At 69.6% G+C, this 19751-nt stretch carries 17 protein-coding genes and 1 riboswitch; of the genes, 12 read left to right on the top strand and 5 right to left on the bottom strand.

The annotated features are described in order from the left end of the window. Positions 1 to 42: 42 nt before the first annotated feature. A complete protein-coding gene (nadA, locus tag OHA65_RS11710) occupies positions 43 to 1230 on the bottom strand; it encodes a quinolinate synthase NadA (RefSeq protein ID WP_327283066.1) in 1188 nt (395 codons plus the stop codon). Between the two features lie 306 nt (positions 1231 to 1536). Here nadA and erpA point away from each other — a divergent pair, with 306 nt between their 5' ends. After that, the gene (gene erpA / locus OHA65_RS11705) at positions 1537 to 1893 is read left to right on the top strand and encodes an iron-sulfur cluster insertion protein ErpA (RefSeq protein ID WP_008738845.1); all 357 of its coding nucleotides are present in this window, start codon (positions 1537 to 1539) and stop codon (positions 1891 to 1893) included. A 75-nt stretch (positions 1894 to 1968) separates the two neighbouring features. Here the strand turns inward: erpA and OHA65_RS11700 are convergent, their stop codons facing one another. Next, a complete protein-coding gene (locus tag OHA65_RS11700) occupies positions 1969 to 3447 on the bottom strand; it encodes a hypothetical protein (protein ID WP_327283065.1) in 1479 nt (492 codons plus the stop codon). Positions 3448 to 3561: 114 nt separating this feature from the next. Further along, positions 3562 to 3786 (bottom strand): hypothetical protein, encoded by a 225-nt coding sequence (locus OHA65_RS11695; protein WP_327283064.1) that lies wholly within the window; start codon positions 3784 to 3786, stop codon positions 3562 to 3564. Between the two features lie 133 nt (positions 3787 to 3919). On the opposite strand from OHA65_RS11695, the gene OHA65_RS11690 reads away from it, so the two are divergent. Continuing rightward, positions 3920 to 4897, top strand: a complete 978-nt coding sequence (locus OHA65_RS11690) for a carbohydrate kinase family protein (protein ID WP_327283063.1) — start codon at positions 3920 to 3922, stop codon at positions 4895 to 4897. Between the two features lie 48 nt (positions 4898 to 4945). On the opposite strand, the gene OHA65_RS11685 is transcribed toward OHA65_RS11690, so the two are convergent. Then, a complete protein-coding gene (locus OHA65_RS11685) occupies positions 4946 to 6325 on the bottom strand; it encodes an aminotransferase class V-fold PLP-dependent enzyme (protein ID WP_328762505.1) in 1380 nt (459 codons plus the stop codon). 283 nt (positions 6326 to 6608) lie between these two features. Here OHA65_RS11685 and coxB point away from each other — a divergent pair, with 283 nt between their 5' ends. The 4 genes from coxB to OHA65_RS11665 all read left to right on the top strand — a co-directional run bounded on the left by coxB (position 6609) and on the right by OHA65_RS11665 (position 11070). Further along, positions 6609 to 7583, top strand: coding sequence for a cytochrome c oxidase subunit II (coxB, locus tag OHA65_RS11680; protein ID WP_327283061.1), 975 nt, complete (start codon positions 6609 to 6611; stop codon positions 7581 to 7583). Then, complete coding sequence (gene ctaD, locus OHA65_RS11675) at positions 7580 to 9310, top strand: cytochrome c oxidase subunit I (protein ID WP_327283060.1); 1731 nt, start codon at positions 7580 to 7582, stop codon at positions 9308 to 9310. The genes coxB and ctaD overlap by 4 nt, the downstream gene beginning before the upstream one ends. Further along, entirely contained in the window at positions 9307 to 9705 is a 399-nt protein-coding gene (locus OHA65_RS11670) for a cytochrome c oxidase subunit 4 (RefSeq protein ID WP_030291781.1), read from the top strand. Before ctaD ends, OHA65_RS11670 begins: the two co-directional genes overlap by 4 nt. Before the next feature lie 117 nt (positions 9706 to 9822). Next, positions 9823 to 11070, top strand: coding sequence for an Ig-like domain-containing protein (locus OHA65_RS11665; RefSeq protein WP_327283059.1), 1248 nt, complete (start codon positions 9823 to 9825; stop codon positions 11068 to 11070). A gap of 74 nt (positions 11071 to 11144) precedes the next feature. Here OHA65_RS11665 and OHA65_RS11660 read toward each other — a convergent pair whose 3' ends face one another. Next, entirely contained in the window at positions 11145 to 11549 is a 405-nt protein-coding gene (locus OHA65_RS11660) for a hypothetical protein (protein WP_327283058.1), read from the bottom strand. Positions 11550 to 11747: 198 nt separating this feature from the next. Here OHA65_RS11660 and OHA65_RS11655 point away from each other — a divergent pair, with 198 nt between their 5' ends. The 6 genes from OHA65_RS11655 to OHA65_RS11630 all read left to right on the top strand — a co-directional run bounded on the left by OHA65_RS11655 (position 11748) and on the right by OHA65_RS11630 (position 19183). Then, complete coding sequence (locus tag OHA65_RS11655; RefSeq protein WP_327283057.1) at positions 11748 to 12368, top strand: heme-copper oxidase subunit III; 621 nt, start codon at positions 11748 to 11750, stop codon at positions 12366 to 12368. Between the two features lie 76 nt (positions 12369 to 12444). Further along, a complete protein-coding gene (locus OHA65_RS11650) occupies positions 12445 to 13254 on the top strand; it encodes a c-type cytochrome (RefSeq protein ID WP_327283056.1) in 810 nt (269 codons plus the stop codon). Then, positions 13251 to 14309: a Rieske 2Fe-2S domain-containing protein gene (locus OHA65_RS11645; protein ID WP_327283055.1), complete on the top strand. Its 1059-nt coding sequence runs from the start codon at positions 13251 to 13253 to the stop codon at positions 14307 to 14309. The genes OHA65_RS11650 and OHA65_RS11645 overlap by 4 nt, the downstream gene beginning before the upstream one ends. Further along, positions 14306 to 15931 (top strand): cytochrome bc complex cytochrome b subunit, encoded by a 1626-nt coding sequence (locus tag OHA65_RS11640; RefSeq protein ID WP_327283054.1) that lies wholly within the window; start codon positions 14306 to 14308, stop codon positions 15929 to 15931. The genes OHA65_RS11645 and OHA65_RS11640 overlap by 4 nt, the downstream gene beginning before the upstream one ends. A 165-nt stretch (positions 15932 to 16096) precedes the next feature. Then, on the top strand, positions 16097 to 17161 hold the full coding sequence (gene trpD, locus OHA65_RS11635; RefSeq protein ID WP_327283053.1) for an anthranilate phosphoribosyltransferase: 1065 nt from the start codon (positions 16097 to 16099) through the stop codon (positions 17159 to 17161). Positions 17162 to 17416: 255 nt separating this feature from the next. After that, a riboswitch (SAM riboswitch) is annotated at positions 17417 to 17533 on the top strand. 231 nt (positions 17534 to 17764) lie between these two features. Continuing rightward, positions 17765 to 19183 (top strand): aminotransferase class V-fold PLP-dependent enzyme, encoded by a 1419-nt coding sequence (locus OHA65_RS11630; protein ID WP_327283052.1) that lies wholly within the window; start codon positions 17765 to 17767, stop codon positions 19181 to 19183. Positions 19184 to 19751: the final 568 nt, after the last annotated feature.

Here is a 19751-nt window from a genome sequence, read left to right as displayed (position 1 = left end):
GCACCCCGGAGGGTGCCCCTTTCGCCGATCCGTTCCGCCCCGTTACGGGAGCGCGAGCATGCGCTCCAGAGCGAGCTTCGCGAAGCTCTCCGTCTCCTTGTCGACCTGGATCTGGTTGACGAGGGTGCCGTCGGCCAGGGACTCCAGGGTCCACACCAGGTGGGGGAGGTCGATGCGGTTCATCGTCGAGCAGAAGCAGACCGTCTTGTCGAGGAAGACGACTTCCTTGTCCTCCGAGGCGAATCGGTTCGCCAGGCGGCGGACGAGGTTCAGCTCGGTGCCGATGGCCCACTTGGAGCCGGCCGGGGCCGCCTCCAGCGCTTTGATGATGTACTCCGTCGAGCCGACGTAGTCCGCGGCCGCCACGACCTCGTGCTTGCACTCGGGGTGGACGAGGACGTTCACGCCGGGGATGCGGGCGCGCACGTCGTTGACGGAGTCGACCGAGAACCGGCCGTGCACCGAGCAGTGGCCGCGCCACAGGATCATCTTGGCGTTGCGCAGCTGCTCGGTCGTCAGGCCGCCGTTCGGCTTGTGCGGGTTGTAGAGCACGCAGTCGTCCAGGGACATGCCCATGTCGCGGACGGCGGTGTTGCGGCCCAGGTGCTGGTCCGGCAGGAAGAGCACCTTCTCGCCCTGCTCGAACGCCCACTCCAGGGCCTTCTTCGCGTTGGACGAGGTACAGATCGTGCCGCCGTGCTTGCCGGTGAAGGCCTTGATGTCGGCGGAGGAGTTCATGTACGAGACGGGGACCGTCGCCCCGGCTATGCCCGCGTCGGTGAGCACGTCCCAGCACTCGGCGACCTGCTCGGCGGTGGCCATGTCGGCCATCGAGCAGCCGGCGGCCAGGTCCGGCAGGACGACCTTCTGGTCGTCGGAGGTGAGGATGTCCGCGGACTCGGCCATGAAGTGCACGCCGCAGAAGACGATGTACTCGGCCTCCGGCTTGGCGGCCGCGTCCTTGGCCAGCTTGAAGGAGTCGCCGGTGACGTCGGCGAACTCGATCACCTCGTCGCGCTGGTAGTGGTGGCCGAGGATGAAGACCTTGTCCCCGAGCTTCTCCTTCGCCGCGCGGGCGCGCGCGACCAGGTCCGGGTCGGACGGCGACGGCAGATCGCCCGGGCACTCCACCCCGCGCTCGCTCTTGGGGTCGGCCTCACGGCCGAGCAGCAGCAGGGCAAGGGGCGTCGGCTGGACGTCCAAAGGCTGGGCGGTGGTCACGACACGCACCCTTTCTGTTCTGCGACAAGGGGACTTCTGAAGGAGGGCTTCCGACTTCTCGTCTATTTGACGCTATCTATGATAGCCGCTTCACGTCACTTTGACGATGCCGATAGTGTCGATGTGACGAATTCGCCCGTGACGAAGCCCCCGGTCCGTCGGGGCCACCACCCCGCGCCGGTGTGCGAGCATGAATATCTGAAACATGCGTCGGGTCCGGAATGAATCCGCGGCCCCGCTCGTTGCCATCGACGGCAAGAGTCCGACGTTTCCCCGCCCGCGGCGGGGAGCCGCCCACTTCGGGAGTGAATGCAGATGTCCGTACAGGACGACAAGACCACTGTGAGCGACGGCATCCTCCTGTCCGACGCCGCCGCCGAGAAGGTCAGGACCCTGCTGGAGCAGGAAGGCCGCGAGGACCTGGCGCTCCGCGTCGCCGTCCAGCCCGGTGGCTGCTCCGGCCTGCGCTACCAGCTCTTCTTCGACGAGCGTTCCCTCGACGGCGACGTCGTCAAGGACTTCGACGGCGTGAAGGTCGTCACGGACCGGATGAGCTCCCCGTACCTGCACGGTGCCTCCATCGACTTCGTCGACACCATCGAGAAGCAGGGCTTCACGATCGACAACCCCAACGCCACCGGCTCCTGCGCCTGCGGCGACTCGTTCAGCTAAGCCTGCGGCGAGCTCGTACGACGAAGGCCCCCGGCGCCGAGAGGTGCCGGGGGCCTTTCGCGTGCGCGGGTGCGATTACTGCCGGGGGAGCGGCTTGCCCGAGGTCGTGTCGACCACCTTGCGCTCGCCGAGCGGCTCCCGGAGCGTCGTCGACACCGTCATGTCCTGGGCGATCATGATGCAGGACCGGCCCGGCTCGTTCGGAGTGTCAGTGATCTTCACCATCACCGACCCCGCCTCCTCCCGCGCCTCCAGGGCGTAGGTGCTGCACGCACCGCCCCAGAAGTTCACGGTCAGCTTCCGGTCGTCCTCCTTGTACGAGAACCCGGGCACCGTCTTCCCGCCCTTGGGGGCCGAGGGCGTCCCGGAGGCGTCCTCACCGGCCGGCTGGGCCACCGTGCGCCCGGGCCCGCCGTTGCTGCCCGCCACCTCGAACAGCCAGGCCGGCACCAGACCGCGCGTCCCGTCCACGGTCCCCGGGGCCAGCCCCAGCACCGCCCCCTGCACGGTCTCGGTCTTCGGCGGCTTCATCGGACGCGGCTCCGGGTTGCAGGGCAGCGTGTCCGAGGGGCCGACCGGGGTGTCCGGGGTCAGCGGGACCGAGGTCGCACAGCCGCTGGGACCGGGGTCCGTACCGCCGGACCCGGCCGAGGACCGGTTCAGCCGGGCCAGCGCCTCGGTGGCTCCGACCACCGGCCGCTCCGCGGCGCGTACGGGCGCCTTCAGCTCGCCGCTGCCCGCCACCACCTGGGAGTCCGCGCCCACGCTGATCTTCGTGGCCCAGCCCTGCGTGGGCAGCCCCTCGATCACCGGGTCGGCGTTCACCACGCGTACGGCGCCCTGCGTGAGCCGGGCGTCCAGCTTGGCGCCGCCCTGGCCGAGGGCCGCGAGCACCGGGGCGGCGGCGGCCTTGGCCGCCTCCTCGCTCACCGGCGTCCCGCCCTTGCCGCCCGCGGCGGCGTCCGATGCGCCCGTGCCGTCCGCCCCCTGGGCGCTCCGGGCGCCCTCGGGGAGGGTGGCGGGGCCGCAGGTGTCCTTGCCGCGCTTGCAGTCGTCGCCGGCGCCGCCCGTCCCCTGGAAGCGGGAGAAGTTCCAGGTCCCGGGAGCCTTGCGGTTCACCGTGAGCCGGGGTCCGGAGCCGTCGGCGCTCTCCCCGGCCTGCCAGACCTCGCCCGTGAGCCGCGGGGTGCCGGGGATGCCGAGGGCCGTCGCGAGCCGGGCCACCTCCTCCGAGGTGACCTCGCCGGTCGCGGCGAACGCCGGCGCGGTCGCCGGGGCCTCGGGCAGCGCCACGTCGGCCCGGTACGTCACCCCGCTGCCGTGCGGATCCGGCTCGCCGGGGGCGATGCCCGGCCGGGAGGGGCTCGGTGCGACGCGGGGCGCCGAGGCCGCGCTGTCACCCGTGCGGCGGCCCGGCCCGCCGTCGCCGTAGGCCGTCGACGCCCAGTACGCCGTACCGCCGCCCGCGAGCAGGACGGCGGCCGCGATCGAGCCGATGGCCCAGGCCGGCCGCCGCCGTGTGCCGCGTGATGTGTCGGGTTGTTCGCTGGTCACCGCTTGCTCCTTCGCCCTCGCCGCAGGTGGCTGATGCGGCTGTGACGGAACAGACGGCGAACCGGTTCCCCGGCTCCGGAAGAACGGCTTCGGAAGGTCCCCCGAAGGGAGGACTCAGTCGCCGTACTCCGCCGTGGAGGCGATCAGCCGGGCCGAGGCCGGCGGGACGCTGATCCCATGGATCTGGGAGGGAGCCACCCGGTCCGGCCGGGGGTCCGCCGGGACCGCCCAGTGCGGTGCCATCCTGGCGCAGTCACCCAGCAGCCGGGCGAAACCCGGCTGCGTGTCGGCAGCGTTCTCGGCCGCAGCGGCGTACCCGAAACCATCGGTGTAGGTCATGCAGGCACGGTAGGCACGGCGCCGCGGGCGGAGAAAGACCTACTACGGGGTAGTTTCGTGCGTTCGGCTGTCGCCCCGCGACCGGGTAGTTTTGACTGTCCCCCTCGCCGTCCTCCGCAGGAGCGTCCACGCCGTGCGCATCGCAGTCACCGGCTCCATCGCCACCGACCACCTCATGACCTTCCCCGGCCGCTTCGCCGACCAGCTCGTCGCGGACCAGCTGCACACGGTCTCCCTCTCCTTCCTCGTCGACAACCTCGACGTAAGGCGGGGCGGCGTCGGCCCGAACATCTGCTTCGGCATGGGCCAGCTCGGCACCCGCCCGGTCCTGGTCGGCGCGGCCGGCTACGACTTCGACGAGTACCGGGCGTGGCTGGAGCGGCACGGCGTCGACACCACCTCCGTGCGGATCTCCGAGGTGCTGCACACCGCGCGCTTCGTGTGCACCACGGACGCCGACCACAACCAGATCGGCTCCTTCTACACGGGCGCGATGAGCGAGGCCCGTCTGATCGAGCTGAAGGCGGTCGCGGACCGGGTGGGCGGGCTCGACCTCGTCCTCATCGGCGCCGACGACCCCGAGGCGATGCTCCGCCACACGGAGGAGTGCCGCACGCGCGGCATCCCCTTCGCGGCGGACTTCTCGCAGCAGATCGCCCGCATGGACGGCGAGAACATCCGCACCCTGATGGAGGGCGCGACGTACCTGTTCTCGAACGAGTACGAGAAGGGCCTCATCGAGACGAAGTCCGGCTGGTCCGACGAGGAGATCCTCGCCAAGGTCGGCACCCGGGTGACGACGCTGGGCTCGCGCGGCGTGCGCATCGAGCGGACCGGCGAGGAGCAGATCGTGGTCGGCTGCCCCGAGGAGACCGCGAAGGTGGACCCGACGGGCGTCGGCGACGCGTTCCGCGCCGGGTTCCTGACCGGTCTGGGCTGGGGCGTCGGCCTGGAGCGGGCCGCGCAGGTCGGCTGCATGCTGGCCACGCTCGTGATCGAGACGCTGGGCACCCAGGAGTACACCCTGGCCCGCGCCCACTTCATGGACCGCTTCACGAAGGCCTACGGCGAGGCCGCCGCCTCCGAGGTCCGCTCCCACCTGGCCGCGTAGGACGCACGCCGCGCACACCGGCGGGGCCGGATTCCGGCCCCGCCGGCGTCAGCCCTGCCGGCGGACGGTGTACGCCACCCCGCGCGGGCGGGGGGCCTCGCCCAGGTAGGCGTGGCCGCGCATCGCGCACCAGGCCGGGATGTCCAGCCGGGCCACCTCGTCGTCCGACAGGACGGTCACCGTCCCGCCGACCGCGACCGCGGAGATGACCCGCGCCAGCTCGATCACCGGCTGCGGGCAGCGCAGCCCCAGGGCGTCGATCTCCAGGGCGTCCGACACCGGCTCCACGGCCGTCGGTTCGCCCACGCCGAGCGTGGCGCGGACCCCCGCCACCACCCCGGGCAGGACCTCCAGGAAGCCGTTCACCTCCTCGGCCGTCGTCCCCCGCGGCAGGGAGACCCGTACGTTCCCCTCCGACAGCACGCCCATCGCCCGCAGCACATGACTCGGGGTCAGTGTGGAGCTCGTACAGGACGAGCCGGACGAGACGGAGTAGCCCGCCCGGTCCAGCTCGTGCAGCAGCGTCTCGCCGTCGACGTACAGGCAGGAGAACGTGACCAGGTGCGGCAGCCGCCGCTCCGGGTCCCCGACCACCTCCACGTCCGGCACCAACCGCGCCACGCGCCGCCGGACGCGGTCCACCAGGATGCGCAGCCGGGCCGCCTCCGCGTCGGCCTCGGCCCGTACGGCCCGCAGTGAGGCCGCGGCCGCCACGATGGCCGGGAGGTTGGTGAAGCCGGGGGAGCGGCCCGACTCCCGTTCGTCGGCGGGCCCTTGGGGCGAGAACCGGACCCCCTTGCGGACCGCGAGCAGCCCGACCCCCGCCGGGCCGCCCCATTTGTGCGCGCTCGCGGTAAGTACCGACCAGCCGCCCTCGACGGGGCCCCAGCCCAGCGACTGGGCCGCGTCCACCAGCAGTGGAACCCCCGCTGCCGCGCAGACCTCGGCCACCTCCGCCACAGGCTGCACCGTGCCCACCTCGTGGTTGGCCGACTGGAGGCAGGCCAGGGCCGTCGAGGAGTCCACCGCGACGGCGTATCCGGCCGGGGAGACCGCCCCCTGGCGGTCCACCGGGACCTGCGCCACCGTCCCCCCGGCGGCCTCGTGCACCGCCGCCGCATGGAGGACGGAACTGTGTTCGACCGCCGATACGACCAGATGACCGCCGACGCGCCGGCGCCCGGCGAGGACGCCCGCGACGCCCGTGTGAACCGCGTGCGTCCCCGAAGGAGTGAAGACGAGCTCGTCGGGCCGGCAGCCCACGGCCTCCGCGGCCGCCTCGCGGGCCGCGTCGAGCAGCAGCCGGGCGCGCCGGCCTTCCCGGTAGAGCCGGGCGGGGTCCGCCCAGCCCTCGTCCAGGGACGCTTGCAACGCCTGCCGGGCGACGGGGTGCAGGGGAGCGGCGGACGCGGTGTCGAAGTACGGCATCCATCCACGCTAGCCGGCGGCCGGGGTCGTTCGAGGTCAGGGGCCGTCAGATGCCCTCCGGAGGCCGCCATTCAGGGGGTGTTGAGCCGTCCCCCGTACGGCGGATCCATCCCTTCGGGGGCAGTAGCGGCGCGTTGGGCACCCTCCCCGCGCGACCCCAAATAGCGTCCAGTAGGGTTTGGTCCGCATAAACATCCAAACCCCTGCCTGCGTCAGGGCCGGCGACCGACCCGAATACGGCCGCGGCCGGCCGCGCGGGCCGAGACTCTCGGGAAGGCGCTACGTGAGTCCCTACGGCTCCGACCGCTCGCCGCGGCGCCCGATGCGGCGGAAGCTGCTGCAGGCGCTGACTGCGGGCGCGGTCCTGGCGACCGCCACTGGTTGCTCGTACAACTGGCAAGACTTCCCCCGGCTCGGAATGCCCTATCCGGTCACGGAGGAGGCGCCTCGCATCCTGTCCCTGTGGCAGGGGTCGTGGGCAGCTGCCCTCATCACGGGCATCCTGGTCTGGGGCCTGATCATCTGGAGCATCATCTTCCACCGGCGCAGCCGGACGAAGGTGGAGGTTCCCCCGCAGACCCGTTACAACATGCCCATCGAGGCGCTGTACACCGTGGTCCCGCTCATCATCGTCTCGGTGCTGTTCTACTTCACCGCGCGTGACGAGTCGAAGCTGCTCGCCCTCACCCCGAAGCCGGCGCACACGATCAACGTGATCGGCTTCCAGTGGAGCTGGGGCTTCAACTACATCGAGAACGTCGACGGCGATGCGGCGACCCCGAAGGTGGGGGAGATCCCCAAGGAGCTCTCCAACATCCCGGACCGCTTCACCAAGGACTTCCAGGTGGGCGCCGAGGGCGTCTACGAGAAGGGTGTCCCGAGCGACCGGAACCCCCAGACCGGCAACCCGGGTCCGACCCTGTGGCTGCCCAAGGGCGAGAAGGTCCGCTTCATCCTGTCGTCGAACGACGTCATCCACTCCTTCTGGGTGGTTCCGTTCCTCTTCAAGCAGGACGTCATCCCGGGCCACACCAACGTCTTCGAGGTCATCCCCTCCCAGGAGGGCACCTTCATGGGCAAGTGCGCCGAGCTCTGCGGCGTCGACCACTCCCGGATGCTGTTCAACGTCAAGGTCGTCTCGCCCGAGGCCTACCGGGCGCACCTCAAGGAACTGGCCGAGAAGGGGCAGACCGGCTTCCTCCCGGCCGGCATCAAGCAGACCGACCCGGCCCGGAATGCGGAGACGAACAAACTGTGAGCATCCTCAACGAATCTCAGGGTGCCGCCGCCGACTCGTATGAAAACGAGCTTCCGGTGCGGCGCAAGCGGCCGGGCAGTGTCGTCGTGAAGTGGATGACCACTACCGACCACAAGACCATCGGCACGATGTACCTGGTCACGTCGTTCGTGTTCTTCATCATCGGCGGTCTGCTGGCGCTCCTCATGCGCGCCGAGCTGGCTCGTCCGGGCACGCAGATCATGTCGAACGAGCAGTTCAACCAGGCGTTCACCATGCATGGCACGATCATGCTGCTGATGTTCGCCACCCCGCTCTTCGCGGGCTTCGCGAACTGGATCATGCCGCTGCAGATCGGCGCGCCCGACGTGGCGTTCCCGCGGCTGAACATGTTCGCGTACTGGCTGTACCTCTTCGGCTCGACCATCGCGGTGGCCGGCTTCGTGACGCCGAACGGCGCCGCCGACTTCGGCTGGTTCGCCTACTCCCCGCTGTCGGACGCGGTCCGCTCGCCGGGCATCGGCGCCGACATGTGGATCATGGGTCTGGCCTTCTCCGGCTTCGGCACGATCCTCGGTTCGGTCAACTTCATCACCACGATCATCTGCATGCGCGCCCCGGGCATGACGATGTTCCGCATGCCGATCTTCACCTGGAACGTGCTGCTGACCGGTGTCCTGGTCCTGCTCGCCTTCCCGGTGCTGGCCGCCGCGCTGTTCGCGCTGGAGGCCGACCGCAAGTTCGGTGCGCACGTGTTCGATGCGTCAAACGGCGGCGCGTTGCTGTGGCAACACCTCTTCTGGTTCTTCGGACACCCAGAGGTGTACATCATCGCGCTACCGTTCTTCGGAATCGTCTCCGAGATCATCCCGGTCTTCTCGCGCAAGCCGATGTTCGGTTACATCGGCCTGATCGCCGCGACGATCGCGATCGCCGGCCTCTCCGTGACCGTGTGGGCCCACCACATGTACGTCACCGGTGGTGTGCTGCTGCCGTTCTTCTCCTTCATGACCTTCCTGATCGCGGTACCGACCGGTGTGAAGTTCTTCAACTGGATCGGCACCATGTGGAAGGGCTCGCTGTCCTTCGAGACCCCGATGCTCTGGACGATCGGCTTCCTGGTCACCTTCACCTTCGGTGGTCTGACCGGCGTCATCCTGGCCTCGCCCCCGATGGACTTCCACGTCTCCGACTCGTACTTCGTCGTCGCGCACTTCCACTACGTCGTCTTCGGCACCGTGGTGTTCGCGATGTTCGCCGGCTTCCACTTCTGGTGGCCGAAGTTCACGGGCAAGATGCTGGACGAGCGTCTCGGCAAGATCACCTTCTGGACGCTGTTCATCGGCTTCCACGGCACGTTCCTGGTGCAGCACTGGCTGGGTGCCGAGGGCATGCCGCGTCGTTACGCCGACTACCTCGCGGCCGACGGCTTCACCACGCTGAACACGATCTCGACGATCAGCTCTTTCCTGCTGGGCATGTCGATGCTGCCGTTCATGTACAACGTCTGGAAGACGGCGAAGTACGGCAAGAAGGTCGAGGTCGACGACCCGTGGGGCTACGGCCGTTCGCTCGAATGGGCGACGTCCTGCCCGCCGCCGCGGCACAACTTCCTCACCCTGCCGCGGATCCGTTCCGAATCCCCGGCGTTCGACCTGCACCACCCTGAGATCGCGGCCCTCGACCACCTTGAGGACCACAGCGTGGCCGCCAAGGCCGTCACCGGTGGCAAGGAGGCCGGCAAGTGAAGATCCAGGGCAAGATGTTCCTCTGGCTCTCCTTCTTCATCCTGATCATGGCCGTCGTGTACGGCGTGTGGTCGAAGGAGCCCGTCGGAACCACCGCGCTCTTCCTGGCCTTCGGCCTGAGCGTCATGATCGGCTACTACCTGGCCTTCACGGCCAAGCGCGTGGACGAGATGGCCCAGGACAACCTGGAGGCCGACGTCGCCGACGAGGCGGGCGAGCTGGGATTCTTCTCCCCGCACAGCTGGCAGCCGCTCTCGCTGGGCATCGGCGGTGCGCTCGCGTTCATGGGCGTCATCTTCGGCTGGTGGCTCATGTACTTCTCGGCCCCGATCATCGTGATCGGCCTGTGGGGCTGGGTGTACGAGTACTACCGCGGTGAGAACCAGAACCAGTAGGACCGCACTCGCGCAGCAAAGACCTGGGGCCCGGACACCTCCAACGGAGGAGTCCGGGCCCCTCGTTTGCAGTCACCCGGCGCGCCGTATTTGTCATACCTTCATAGCGTTGGCTCCATGAAGCACTCACCGCGTCTTTGGACGGTAGTCGGCTGCTCCGTGCTGGTGGCGTCCCTCGGGGCCGGCGCCACCGGCTGCGGGCCCGGAGACAACCCGCTGTCAGCCCGCCCGTACGACGCGGGCGACCAGGTCGTCTTCAACCAGCCCCCGGGCGGCCGGCCGGTCGACCCCGAGCGGCCGCTGGAGATCACCGCGAAGGGAACCGGCGGCAGCCGGATCACCGACGTCACCGCCGTGGACGCCCAAGGGCGCCGCCTCGCGGGCGAGCTGAGCGCCAAGGGCGACCGCTGGCACAGCACCGTCCCGCTGGCCGCCGGCGCCCATTACACGGTCCTGGTGGAGACCGAGGACGAACGCGGCGCTCCGGGGCAGCGCAGGCTGACGTTCAAGACCACTCCGGCCCATGAGGTCCTCAAGGTCGAATTCGGGCCGGACGAGGGCAAGTACGGCGTCGGACAGCCGATCACGGCCGAACTCAACGAGCCCGTCCAGGACAAGGCGGCCCGGGCGCTCGTAGAGCGGGGTCTGGTGGTCGACGCGCCCTCGGGCGTCGAGGGCGCCTGGCACTGGGTGGACGACAAGCACCTGCACTACCGCCCCAAGGAGTACTGGCCCGCACACTCCACCGTCTCCGTACGGAGCAATCTGGAGGGCATCAGGATCTCCGACAACCTCCACGGGGCCGCCAGCAAGTCACTGACGCTGGAGATCGGGGACCGCGTCGAGGTCACCACCGACGCGTCCGCGCACTACCTCACGTTCAAGCGCAACGGAGAAGTGATCAACACCATTCCGGTGACCACCGGAAAGCCCGGGTTCTCCACCCGCAACGGCATCAAGGTGGTCCTCGGCAAGCAGTACTTCGTCCAGATGCGCGGTGACACCGTCGGCATCGGCGGCAGCGAGTACTACAACCTGCCCGTCTACTACGCGACCCGCGTCACCTGGAGCGGTGAATACGTCCACGCCGCGCCGTGGTCCGTGGAATCGCAGGGCTCCGAGAACGTCAGCCACGGCTGCACCGGCATGAGCACGGGCAACGCCGCCTGGTTCTACGAGAACATCACCGAGGGCGACATCGTCAAGGTGATCAACAGCGTAGGCGACGACATGGAGCCCTTCGGCAACGGCTTCGGCGACTGGAACCTCGACTGGAAGGAGTGGCGCGACGGCAGCGCCCTCCTCAAGGACACCCAGGAAGGCCGCAGCCCGGTCGACCAGACCCGCCTGCGGCCCACCGTCTGAGCGCCCCGTAGGCCCGCGCTCGCGCCGCACCGGCTCCGCCAGCCCCGAACGGGGCCGGCGGAGCCTGGTGGGGGTCAGGCGGCGTTGTGGGAGAGCCGTGAACGCAGCAGGCCCGCCAGGGCGTCCGGGAACTCCACCGGGTCGACGGGAAGGGTCACCGCCGCGTCGGCGCGGCTCCAGGTGGCCAGCCAGGCGTCCTGCGGACGCCCCATCAGCAGCAGCACGGGCGGGCACCGGAAGATCTCGTCCTTGATCTGCCGGCACACGCCCATGCCGCCGGCCGGGACCGCCTCGCCGTCCAGCACGCACACGTCGATCCCGCCCGCGTCCAGCTCGCTCAGGACCGCCGGGAGCGTGGCGCATTCCACGAATTCGACAGGAGGCAGGTCCGCGGCCGGCCTGCGCCCGGCCGCCAGCCGCACCTGCTCCCGGGTGCTCGCGTCGTCGCTGTAGACCAGAACCCGTGCAGTCGACCGCATTTCGTTCCTCCACGGTGCCGTGAATCACGTTGGTGTTGCGCGGGATGCTACTCCGTCCGACCCGGTGTCAACATCGGTTCGAACAGCCTCGCGGGTGTTGCTCCGGGGCCGATCTGATGGGCCGTTCGGGCCTTGCACACGCCCCTGACACTCCGAACGGCACCCCCCGGGGTGAGGGCGGGATAAGCGACCGACATAATGTCGGTCGTGGCGACAGCAACGACAGTAGATACCGGGCACGCGCACCCGACGGTCAACCGGCCGAACCTCGTCAGCGTCGGAACCATCATCTGGTTGAGTTCCGAGCTGATGTTCTTCGCGGCCCTCTTCGCGATGTACTTCACCCTGCGATCCGTGACAGGCGCCGAGTACTGGGCAGAGCAGGCTTCGGCCTTGAATCTGCCCTTCTCGGCGACGAACACGACGATCCTGGTGCTTTCCTCCCTCACCTGCCAGCTCGGCGTATTCGCAGCCGAGCGCGGTGACGTGAAGAAGCTCCGGTCGTGGTTCATGGTCACGTTCGTCATGGGTGCGATCTTCATTGGCGGCCAGGTGTTCGAGTACACCGAGCTGGTCAAGCACGAGGGCATGTCTCTCAAGTCAGGTCCGTACGGCTCGGTGTTCTACCTGACCACCGGCTTCCACGGTCTGCACGTGACGGGCGGTCTCATCGCCTTCCTGCTGGTCCTCGGCCGGACGTACGCGGCCAAGAGGTTCACCCACGAACAGGCCACGTCGGCCATCGTCGTGTCCTACTACTGGCACTTCGTCGACGTCGTCTGGATCGGCCTCTTCGCGACGATCTACCTGATCAAGTAGCGAACACGTCACCGGGCCCGACCCGGCACTCCATCCAGACACACCGACGCAGAAGATCCTGACACCGGGGTAATCCGTGAAAAAGCTCTCCGCACGACGACGCCATCCGCTGGCGGCGGTCGTCGTTCTACTCCTCGCGCTGGCGGCCACTGGGGGGCTGTACGCCGCCTTCGCCCCCGCGGGCAAGGCGCAGGCCGATGAAACCGCCCAGTCCCTCGCCATCGACGAGGGCAAGAAGCTCTACGCCGTGAGCTGCGCAAGCTGCCACGGATCCAGCGGTCAGGGTTCCACTGACGGCCCCAGCCTGGTCGGCGTCGGCTCCGCGGCCGTCGACTTCCAGGTGAGCACGGGCCGCATGCCCGCCCAGCAGCCCGGCGCGCAGGTGCCGAAGAAGCCGGTCGTCTACGACCAGGCGCAGATCGACCAGCTCGCCGCCTACATCGCCTCCCTCGGCGCCGGCCCGATGGTGCCGACCGAGAAGCAGTACGACCCGGCGGGTGCCGACATCGCCAGGGGTGGTGAGCTGTTCCGCAACAACTGCGCGCAGTGCCACAACTTCACCGGCGAAGGCGGCGCACTGACGAACGGCAAGTACGCCCCCAGCCTTGAGGGCGTCGAGCCGAAGCACATCTACGAGGCCATGCTCACCGGCCCGCAGAACATGCCCTCCTTCCCGGACAGCACCATGCCGACGAAGGAGAAGAAGGACATCATCGCGTACATCCAGCACGTGAACGGCGAGCAGTCGGTCAGCCCTGGCGGCCTGAAGCTCGGTGGCCTCGGCCCCGTTTCCGAGGGTCTGTTCGGCTGGATCTTCGGTCTGGGTGCGCTGATCGCTGTCGCCGTCTGGGTCGCGGCCCACACCGCTAAGGCCAAGAAGTCATGAGTAGCCAAGACATTCCCGAAGAGAAGCACCTGCCGAGCGAGCAGGGCGACGCGCACCACGGTGGCGTAGCAGTCGCGGACGACCCGTTCGCCGACCCGGGCCTGCCGGTCCACAAGCCCCGTATCCAGGACATCGACGAGCGGGCCGCGAGGCGCTCCGAGCGCACCGTGGCGATGCTGTTCACGCTGTCGATGCTGGCCACGATCGGCTTCATCGTCTCGTACGTGGCCATCCCGGTCGACAAGATCGTCTACATCTTCCCCGTCGGGAAGGTGAGCGGGCTCAACTTCGCCCTCGGTCTGACCCTGGGTGCCGCCCTCTTCTGCATCGGCGCGGGCGCGGTCCACTGGGCCCGCACCCTGATGTCCGACGTGGAGGTCGCCGACGAGCGCCACGCGATCGCGGCGCCGCCGGAGGTCAAGGCGAAGGTCCTGTCGGACTTCGCCGACGGTGCGAACGAGTCCGCCATCGGCCGTCGCCCGCTGATCCGCAACACGATGCTGGGCGCGCTGGCCATGCTGCCGCTGTCCGCCGTCATGATCATGCGCGACCTGGGCCCGCTGCCCGAGGAGAAGCTGCGCAAGACCGTGTGGGCCAAGGGCAAGCTGCTCATCAACGACAACACGAACGAGCCGCTGCGTCCCGAGGACGTCCAGGTCGGTTCGCTGACCTTCGTCCGGCCCGAGGGCCTGGACGAGGAGCAGCACGACTTCCAGACGCAGATCGCCAAGGCTGCCCTGATGATCGTCCGGATCAAGCCGGACGACATCAAGGACAAGCAGGAGCTGGAGTGGTCCCACGAGGGCATCGTGGCCTACTCGAAGATCTGCACCCACGTCGGCTGCCCGATCAGCCTGTACGAGCAGCAGACGCACCACGTGCTCTGCCCGTGCCACCAGTCCACCTTCGACCTCTCCGACGGCGCCCGTGTCATCTTCGGCCCGGCCGGCCACGCGCTTCCGCAGCTGCGGATCGGCGTGAACGGCGAAGGCTTCCTTGAAGCGCTCGGCGACTTCGAAGAGCCCGTCGGTCCTGCATTCTGGGAGCGCGGATGAGTACTGCCACCGATTCGAAGCGCAAAGCGCCGGCCGGCGAGCGGGTAGCCGACTGGGCGGACGGCCGCCTGGGCATCTACAGCCTGGCCAAGTCCAACATGCGCAAGATCTTCCCGGACCACTGGTCCTTCATGCTGGGTGAGATCTGCCTCTACAGCTTCATCATCATCATCCTCACGGGTGTGTACCTGACGCTGTTCTTCCACCCGAGCATGAACGAGGTCGTCTACCACGGCTCGTACGTGCCGATGCAGGGCGTCCAGATGTCCGAGGCCTTCGCCTCGACGCTGGACATCAGCTTCGACGTCCGCGGCGGTCTGCTCATCCGGCAGATCCACCACTGGTCGGCCCTGATCTTCGTCGCCGGCATGGTCGTGCACATGATGCGCGTCTTCTTCACCGGCGCGTTCCGCAAGCCGCGCGAGGTCAACTGGATCTTCGGCTTCCTGCTGCTGGTCCTCGGCATGTTCACCGGTTTCACCGGTTACTCCCTGCCGGACGACCTGCTCTCGGGCACCGGTGTCCGCTTCATGGAGGGCGCGATCCTGTCCGTGCCGATCGTCGGCACGTACATCTCGTTCTTCCTCTTCGGCGGCGAGTTCCCCGGCGGCGACTTCGTCGCGCGGTTCTACTCGATCCACATCCTGCTGCTGCCCGGCATCATGATGGGCCTGCTGGTGGCCCACCTGATCCTGGTCTTCTACCACAAGCACACCCAGTTCGCGGGTCCCGGCAAGACGAACAACAACGTCGTCGGCATGCCGCTGCTGCCGGTCTACATGGCCAAGGCCGGAGGCTTCTTCTTCCTGGTCTTCGGTGTCATCGCGGCCATCGCGGCGATCGCCTCGATCAACCCGATCTGGGCCCTCGGCCCGTACCGCCCGGACCACGTGTCCACCGGCGCGCAGCCCGACTGGTACATGGGTATGCCGGAAGGCCTGATCCGTGCCATGCCGGGCTGGGAGATCAACCTGTGGGGCCACACGCTCGTTCTCGGCGTGTTCATCCCCCTGCTGATCTTCCCGCTGGTGCTGGGCTCGATCGCCGCCTGGCCGTTCATCGAGTCCTGGGTCACCGGTGACAAGCGCGAGCACCACATCCTGGACCGCCCGCGCAACGTCCCGACCCGTACGGGCTTCGGTGTCGCCTGGATCGCGGAGTACATCGTGCTGCTGATCGGCGGTGGAAACGACATGTTCGCGCAGTACTTCCACCTCTCGATCAACAACATCACGTGGTTCGTCCGGATCGGCTTCTTCGTCGTCCCGGTCCTCGCCTTCATCGTCACCAAGCGCATCTGCCTCGGCCTCCAGCGCCGGGACCACGACAAGGTGCTGCACGGTCGCGAGACCGGCATCATCAAGCGCCTGCCGCACGGTGAGTTCGTCGAGATCCACGAGCCGCTCCCGCAGGGCAAGCTGCACACGCTGACCGCGCACGAGCAGTACAAGCCGGTCGAGATCGGCCCGACGGTCGACGAGAACGGTGTCGAGCGCAAGGTCGGCCGCATGGAGAAGCTCCGCGCGAAGCTCAGCAAGGGCTTCTACGCCGAGAACAACCAGATTCCGAAGCCCACGGTGGAGGAGTACAAGGAGATCCAGAGCGGCCACGGCCACCACTGATCCCATGAGGGACTGATTCACGCCAGTCCCGGTGTCGCCACGGCAAGAGCCCCGTCCAGTGTCTGGACGGGGCTCTTTGCCGTCCCCGGGGCTGGATAGGCTGATCTCCTTCCCATTCGACGTGGGCCCCGGCATCGGACGGCCGACCAGCAGCAGGAGCGGACCATGAACGTTGTGACCCCGGCAGGCGGCGACAGCGTGGCGGCCCGTGGCTGGCCGGGTCTCCTCGACGCCCTGCTCACCGGCCAGGACCTGCGCGCCGACGAAACGGCCTGGGCCATGGACCGGATCATGCGCGGGGAGGCCACCGACGCCCAGATCGCCGGCTTCGTGGTGGCGCTCCGGGCCAAGGGGGAGACGGTCGCGGAGATCAACGGCCTCGTACGGTCCATGTACGAGCACGCCAACCTGATCGAGGTGCCGGGCCGGACGGTGGACATCGTCGGCACCGGCGGCGACGGGGCCAAGACGGTGAACATCTCGACGATGTCGTCGATCGTGGTGGCCGGCACGGGTGCCAAGGTGGTCAAGCACGGCAACCGGGCCGCGTCCTCCGCGAGCGGGTCCTCGGACGTGCTGGAGAAGCTCGGCGTCAACCTGGACCTCACCCCGGCGCGGGTGGTCGAGGTCGCCGAAGAAGCCGGCATCACCTTCTGCTTCGCGGTGAAGTTCCACCCGGCGCTGCGGCACGTGGCCGCGGCCCGGAAGGAGCTCGGGATCCGGACCACCTTCAACTTCCTCGGCCCGCTGACCAACCCGGCGCGGGTACGGGCGCAGGCCACGGGCGTCGCGGACCCGCGGGTGGCGCCCATCGTGGCGGGCGTGCTGGCGGAGCGCGGCTCCTCGGCGCTGGTGTTCCGAGGCGACGACGGCCTGGACGAGCTGACGACCACGGCCACCTCCCGGGTGTGGTGGGTCCGCGACGGCCGGGTGGACGAGCAGTCGTTCGACCCGCGCGACGTGGGCATCCCCCTGGTCGACGTCTCGGCGCTGCGCGGCGCGGACGCCTCGTACAACGCGGACGTCGCCCGCCGTCTGCTGGCCGGCGAGACCGGGCCGGTCCGTGACGCGGTGCTGTTGAACTCGGCGGCGGCCCTGGTGGCCCTGGACCCGGGCACGGGCTCCCTGGAGGACGAGATCCGCGCCGCGATCGCCCGGGCGGCGCAATCCATTGACTCGGGCGCGGCCAAGGCTGCCCTGGACCGCTGGGTGGCGGCCAGCAACGCGTAGGCGGGGGCCACCGGCTCGCGTTCCCCGGCGGCCGGAGGTCGGCGCAGCCGGTCGATGCCCGGGAGGCCGCCTGCGGCCGAGCGGCGCGAGTGCGGCGTCGGGGGTTGGTGCTCGGGCGCGGCCAAGGCCGCCCTGGACCGCTGGGTGGCGGCGAGCAACGCGTAGGCAGCGCCTGATCTTTTCCGGCCAAGGCCCCGGTCCAGCATGCGGACCGGGGTCTTGCGCGTTGGGGATCATGTGGCAGGATGCTCACCAGGTCACGAGTGACAGCGTTTCGGCCCCGGCTTGCTGTCCGGCAACCCTCCTTCCGTGGCGGGGTGCCCCGGGTGATGACCAGGTCGTAGCCAGAAAGGCCTACGGCAAGCGCGGATCCCTCGACACCAGGGGTCCTGGTCTCCCGAGGAGCTTTTCCGTGAGCAAGCGAATGCGATAGGGCGACTCCGCCCCTCTTCACCCTCCGTGCGGTCCCCAGTCGTCCGCGCGTCGAGGCAATTCCCGTACCACTGGCACATGTGCATCCGCGCTGCCGCGCGCCCGCGCATCCGTGCACCCACGTACGGGCCTTCCGAAGCCATTCCGCCTGTCCTGCCGGGAGATACCGCCATGTCCACGTACCCGAACGCCGTCGCCACCGCGTCCGTCGCGACCCCGCCCGTCGACCCCGCCCGTGCCGAGCCGCTGCCGGTCCTCGGCCGGGACGTGACCGTCCCGCTCGTCATCGGCGGCGAGGTCAGCTACGCGGCCCTCGACTACGCGGCCAGCGCCCCCGCGCTCCAGCGGGTCTGGGACGACGTCGCCGCGTACGCCCCCTACTACGGCAGCGTCCACCGCGGGGCCGGGTACCTCTCGCAGCTCTCCACCGACCTCTTCGAGCAGAGCCGGGCCACCGTCGCCGAGTTCCTCGACTGCCGGCCCGCCGACCAGGTGGTCTTCACCCGCTCCACCACCGACTCCCTGAACCTGCTCGCCGCCGTGCTCCCCGCCGGCTGTCAGGTCTTCGTCTTCGAGACCGAGCACCACGCCTCGCTGCTGCCGTGGGGCGACGCGCAGGTCACGTACCTCAACGCCCCGCGGACCCCGGTGCAGGCCGTCGAGACCCTGGACCGGGCGCTGGCGGACCGCGATCCGCACGGGCCGGCGCTGGTCTGCGTCACCGGCGCGTCCAACGTCACCGGTGAACTGTGGCCGGTGAAGGAACTCGCCGCCGCCGCGCACGCCCACGGCGCGCGGATCGTCCTGGACGCCGCGCAGCTGGCCCCGCACCACCCCGTCTCCGTCCAGGAGCTGGACGTGGACTGGGTCGCCTTCTCCGGGCACAAGCTGTACGCGCCGTTCGGCTCCGGCGTACTGGCCGGCCGCGCGGACTGGCTCCAGCAGGCGCAGCCGTACCTGGCCGGCGGCGGCGCCTCCCGGAAGGTCGCCCGCCGTGAGGACGGCGGCGTCGACGTCGAGTGGCACACCACGGCCGCCCGCCACGAGGCCGGCTCCCCGAACGTCATCGGCGTGTACTCCATCGCCTCCGCCTGCCGGGCGCTGGACGAGGCCGGCTTCGAGAACCTCGTCGCCCGCGAGCGGCACCTCATCGCGAAGGTCCGCGCAGGCCTGGCCGAGGTCCCGCAGGTCAGGATCCTCTCCCTGTTCGGCGACGACGCCCCGCGGGTCGGCGTCATCTCCTTCGTGGTGGACGGTTGGAACAGCTCGCACTTCGCGGCCGCGCTGTCCGCGGAGTACGGGATCGGCGTCCGCGACGGCCTGTTCTGCGCCCACCCGCTGGTCCGCACCCTGCTCGGCAGCGAGCCGCAGGCGCAGGGCGAATGCGGGGCCCCCGAGGCGGCCCCGGGCGAACACCCCCAGACTTCGTCCGGGGGTGCCCCCACGCTGAACGCGATCCGCGTCAGCTTCGGCGCGGGCACCCCGGACGAGCACGTCGAACGGTTCGTGCGCGCGGTGCGCGAGCTGGTTCGGGACGGCGCCAAGTGGCAGTACCGCACGGAGGAGGGTCGCTGCGTCCCGGCCGTCTGACGGGCTGCTCGGCATGACCTACTGGGATCCGCTGCCGACGGTCCGCGCCTGCGCGGAGGGCGAGCCGCTACCCGGCCTCGCGAACTGGGTGCCCGCGTACCAGCCGCCGTGGGGCGGCCGGCCCGAAGCGTGGCGGGAGCGCAACTGGCGCAACGCGCCGGGGCCGTTCTACGGGGCGGCTACCGACACCTGCTGGGTGGGCCGCGAGGTCGCGCCGGCCCACGTCCTGTACGACGACGAGTCCGGCGGGGAGTTCGTCCACCGCCAGCCGTGCACGCCCGAGGAGACGTACCGGGTCATGGCCGCGGCCCGGCAGGACCCGATGGCCGGGTACGAGTGCGACGGCGACGCGCACTGGACCCCGGAGCTGGTCCGGGACCGGTGGCGGGACCGGGGCCGGGACCGCGAGTGGGCCGTGGGCCTGGACCGGAGCCGGTCGGCGTCGGAGCGGGAGGACGAGCGTGAGGCGGCCGGCGGTCCCGCGCGTACCTCGCGCACCTCGACACCGGCCTCGGTGACCACTTGCGGGGCTACCCGTTCTGGCTGCAGGAACGCCGCGTGCCCCGGC

Source organism: Streptomyces sp. NBC_00045, from assembly GCF_045041095.1.
In the GTDB taxonomy this organism is placed as follows: Bacteria; Actinomycetota; Actinomycetes; order Streptomycetales; family Streptomycetaceae; genus Streptomyces.
This window is presented reverse-complemented; position numbering and strand designations above follow the sequence as displayed.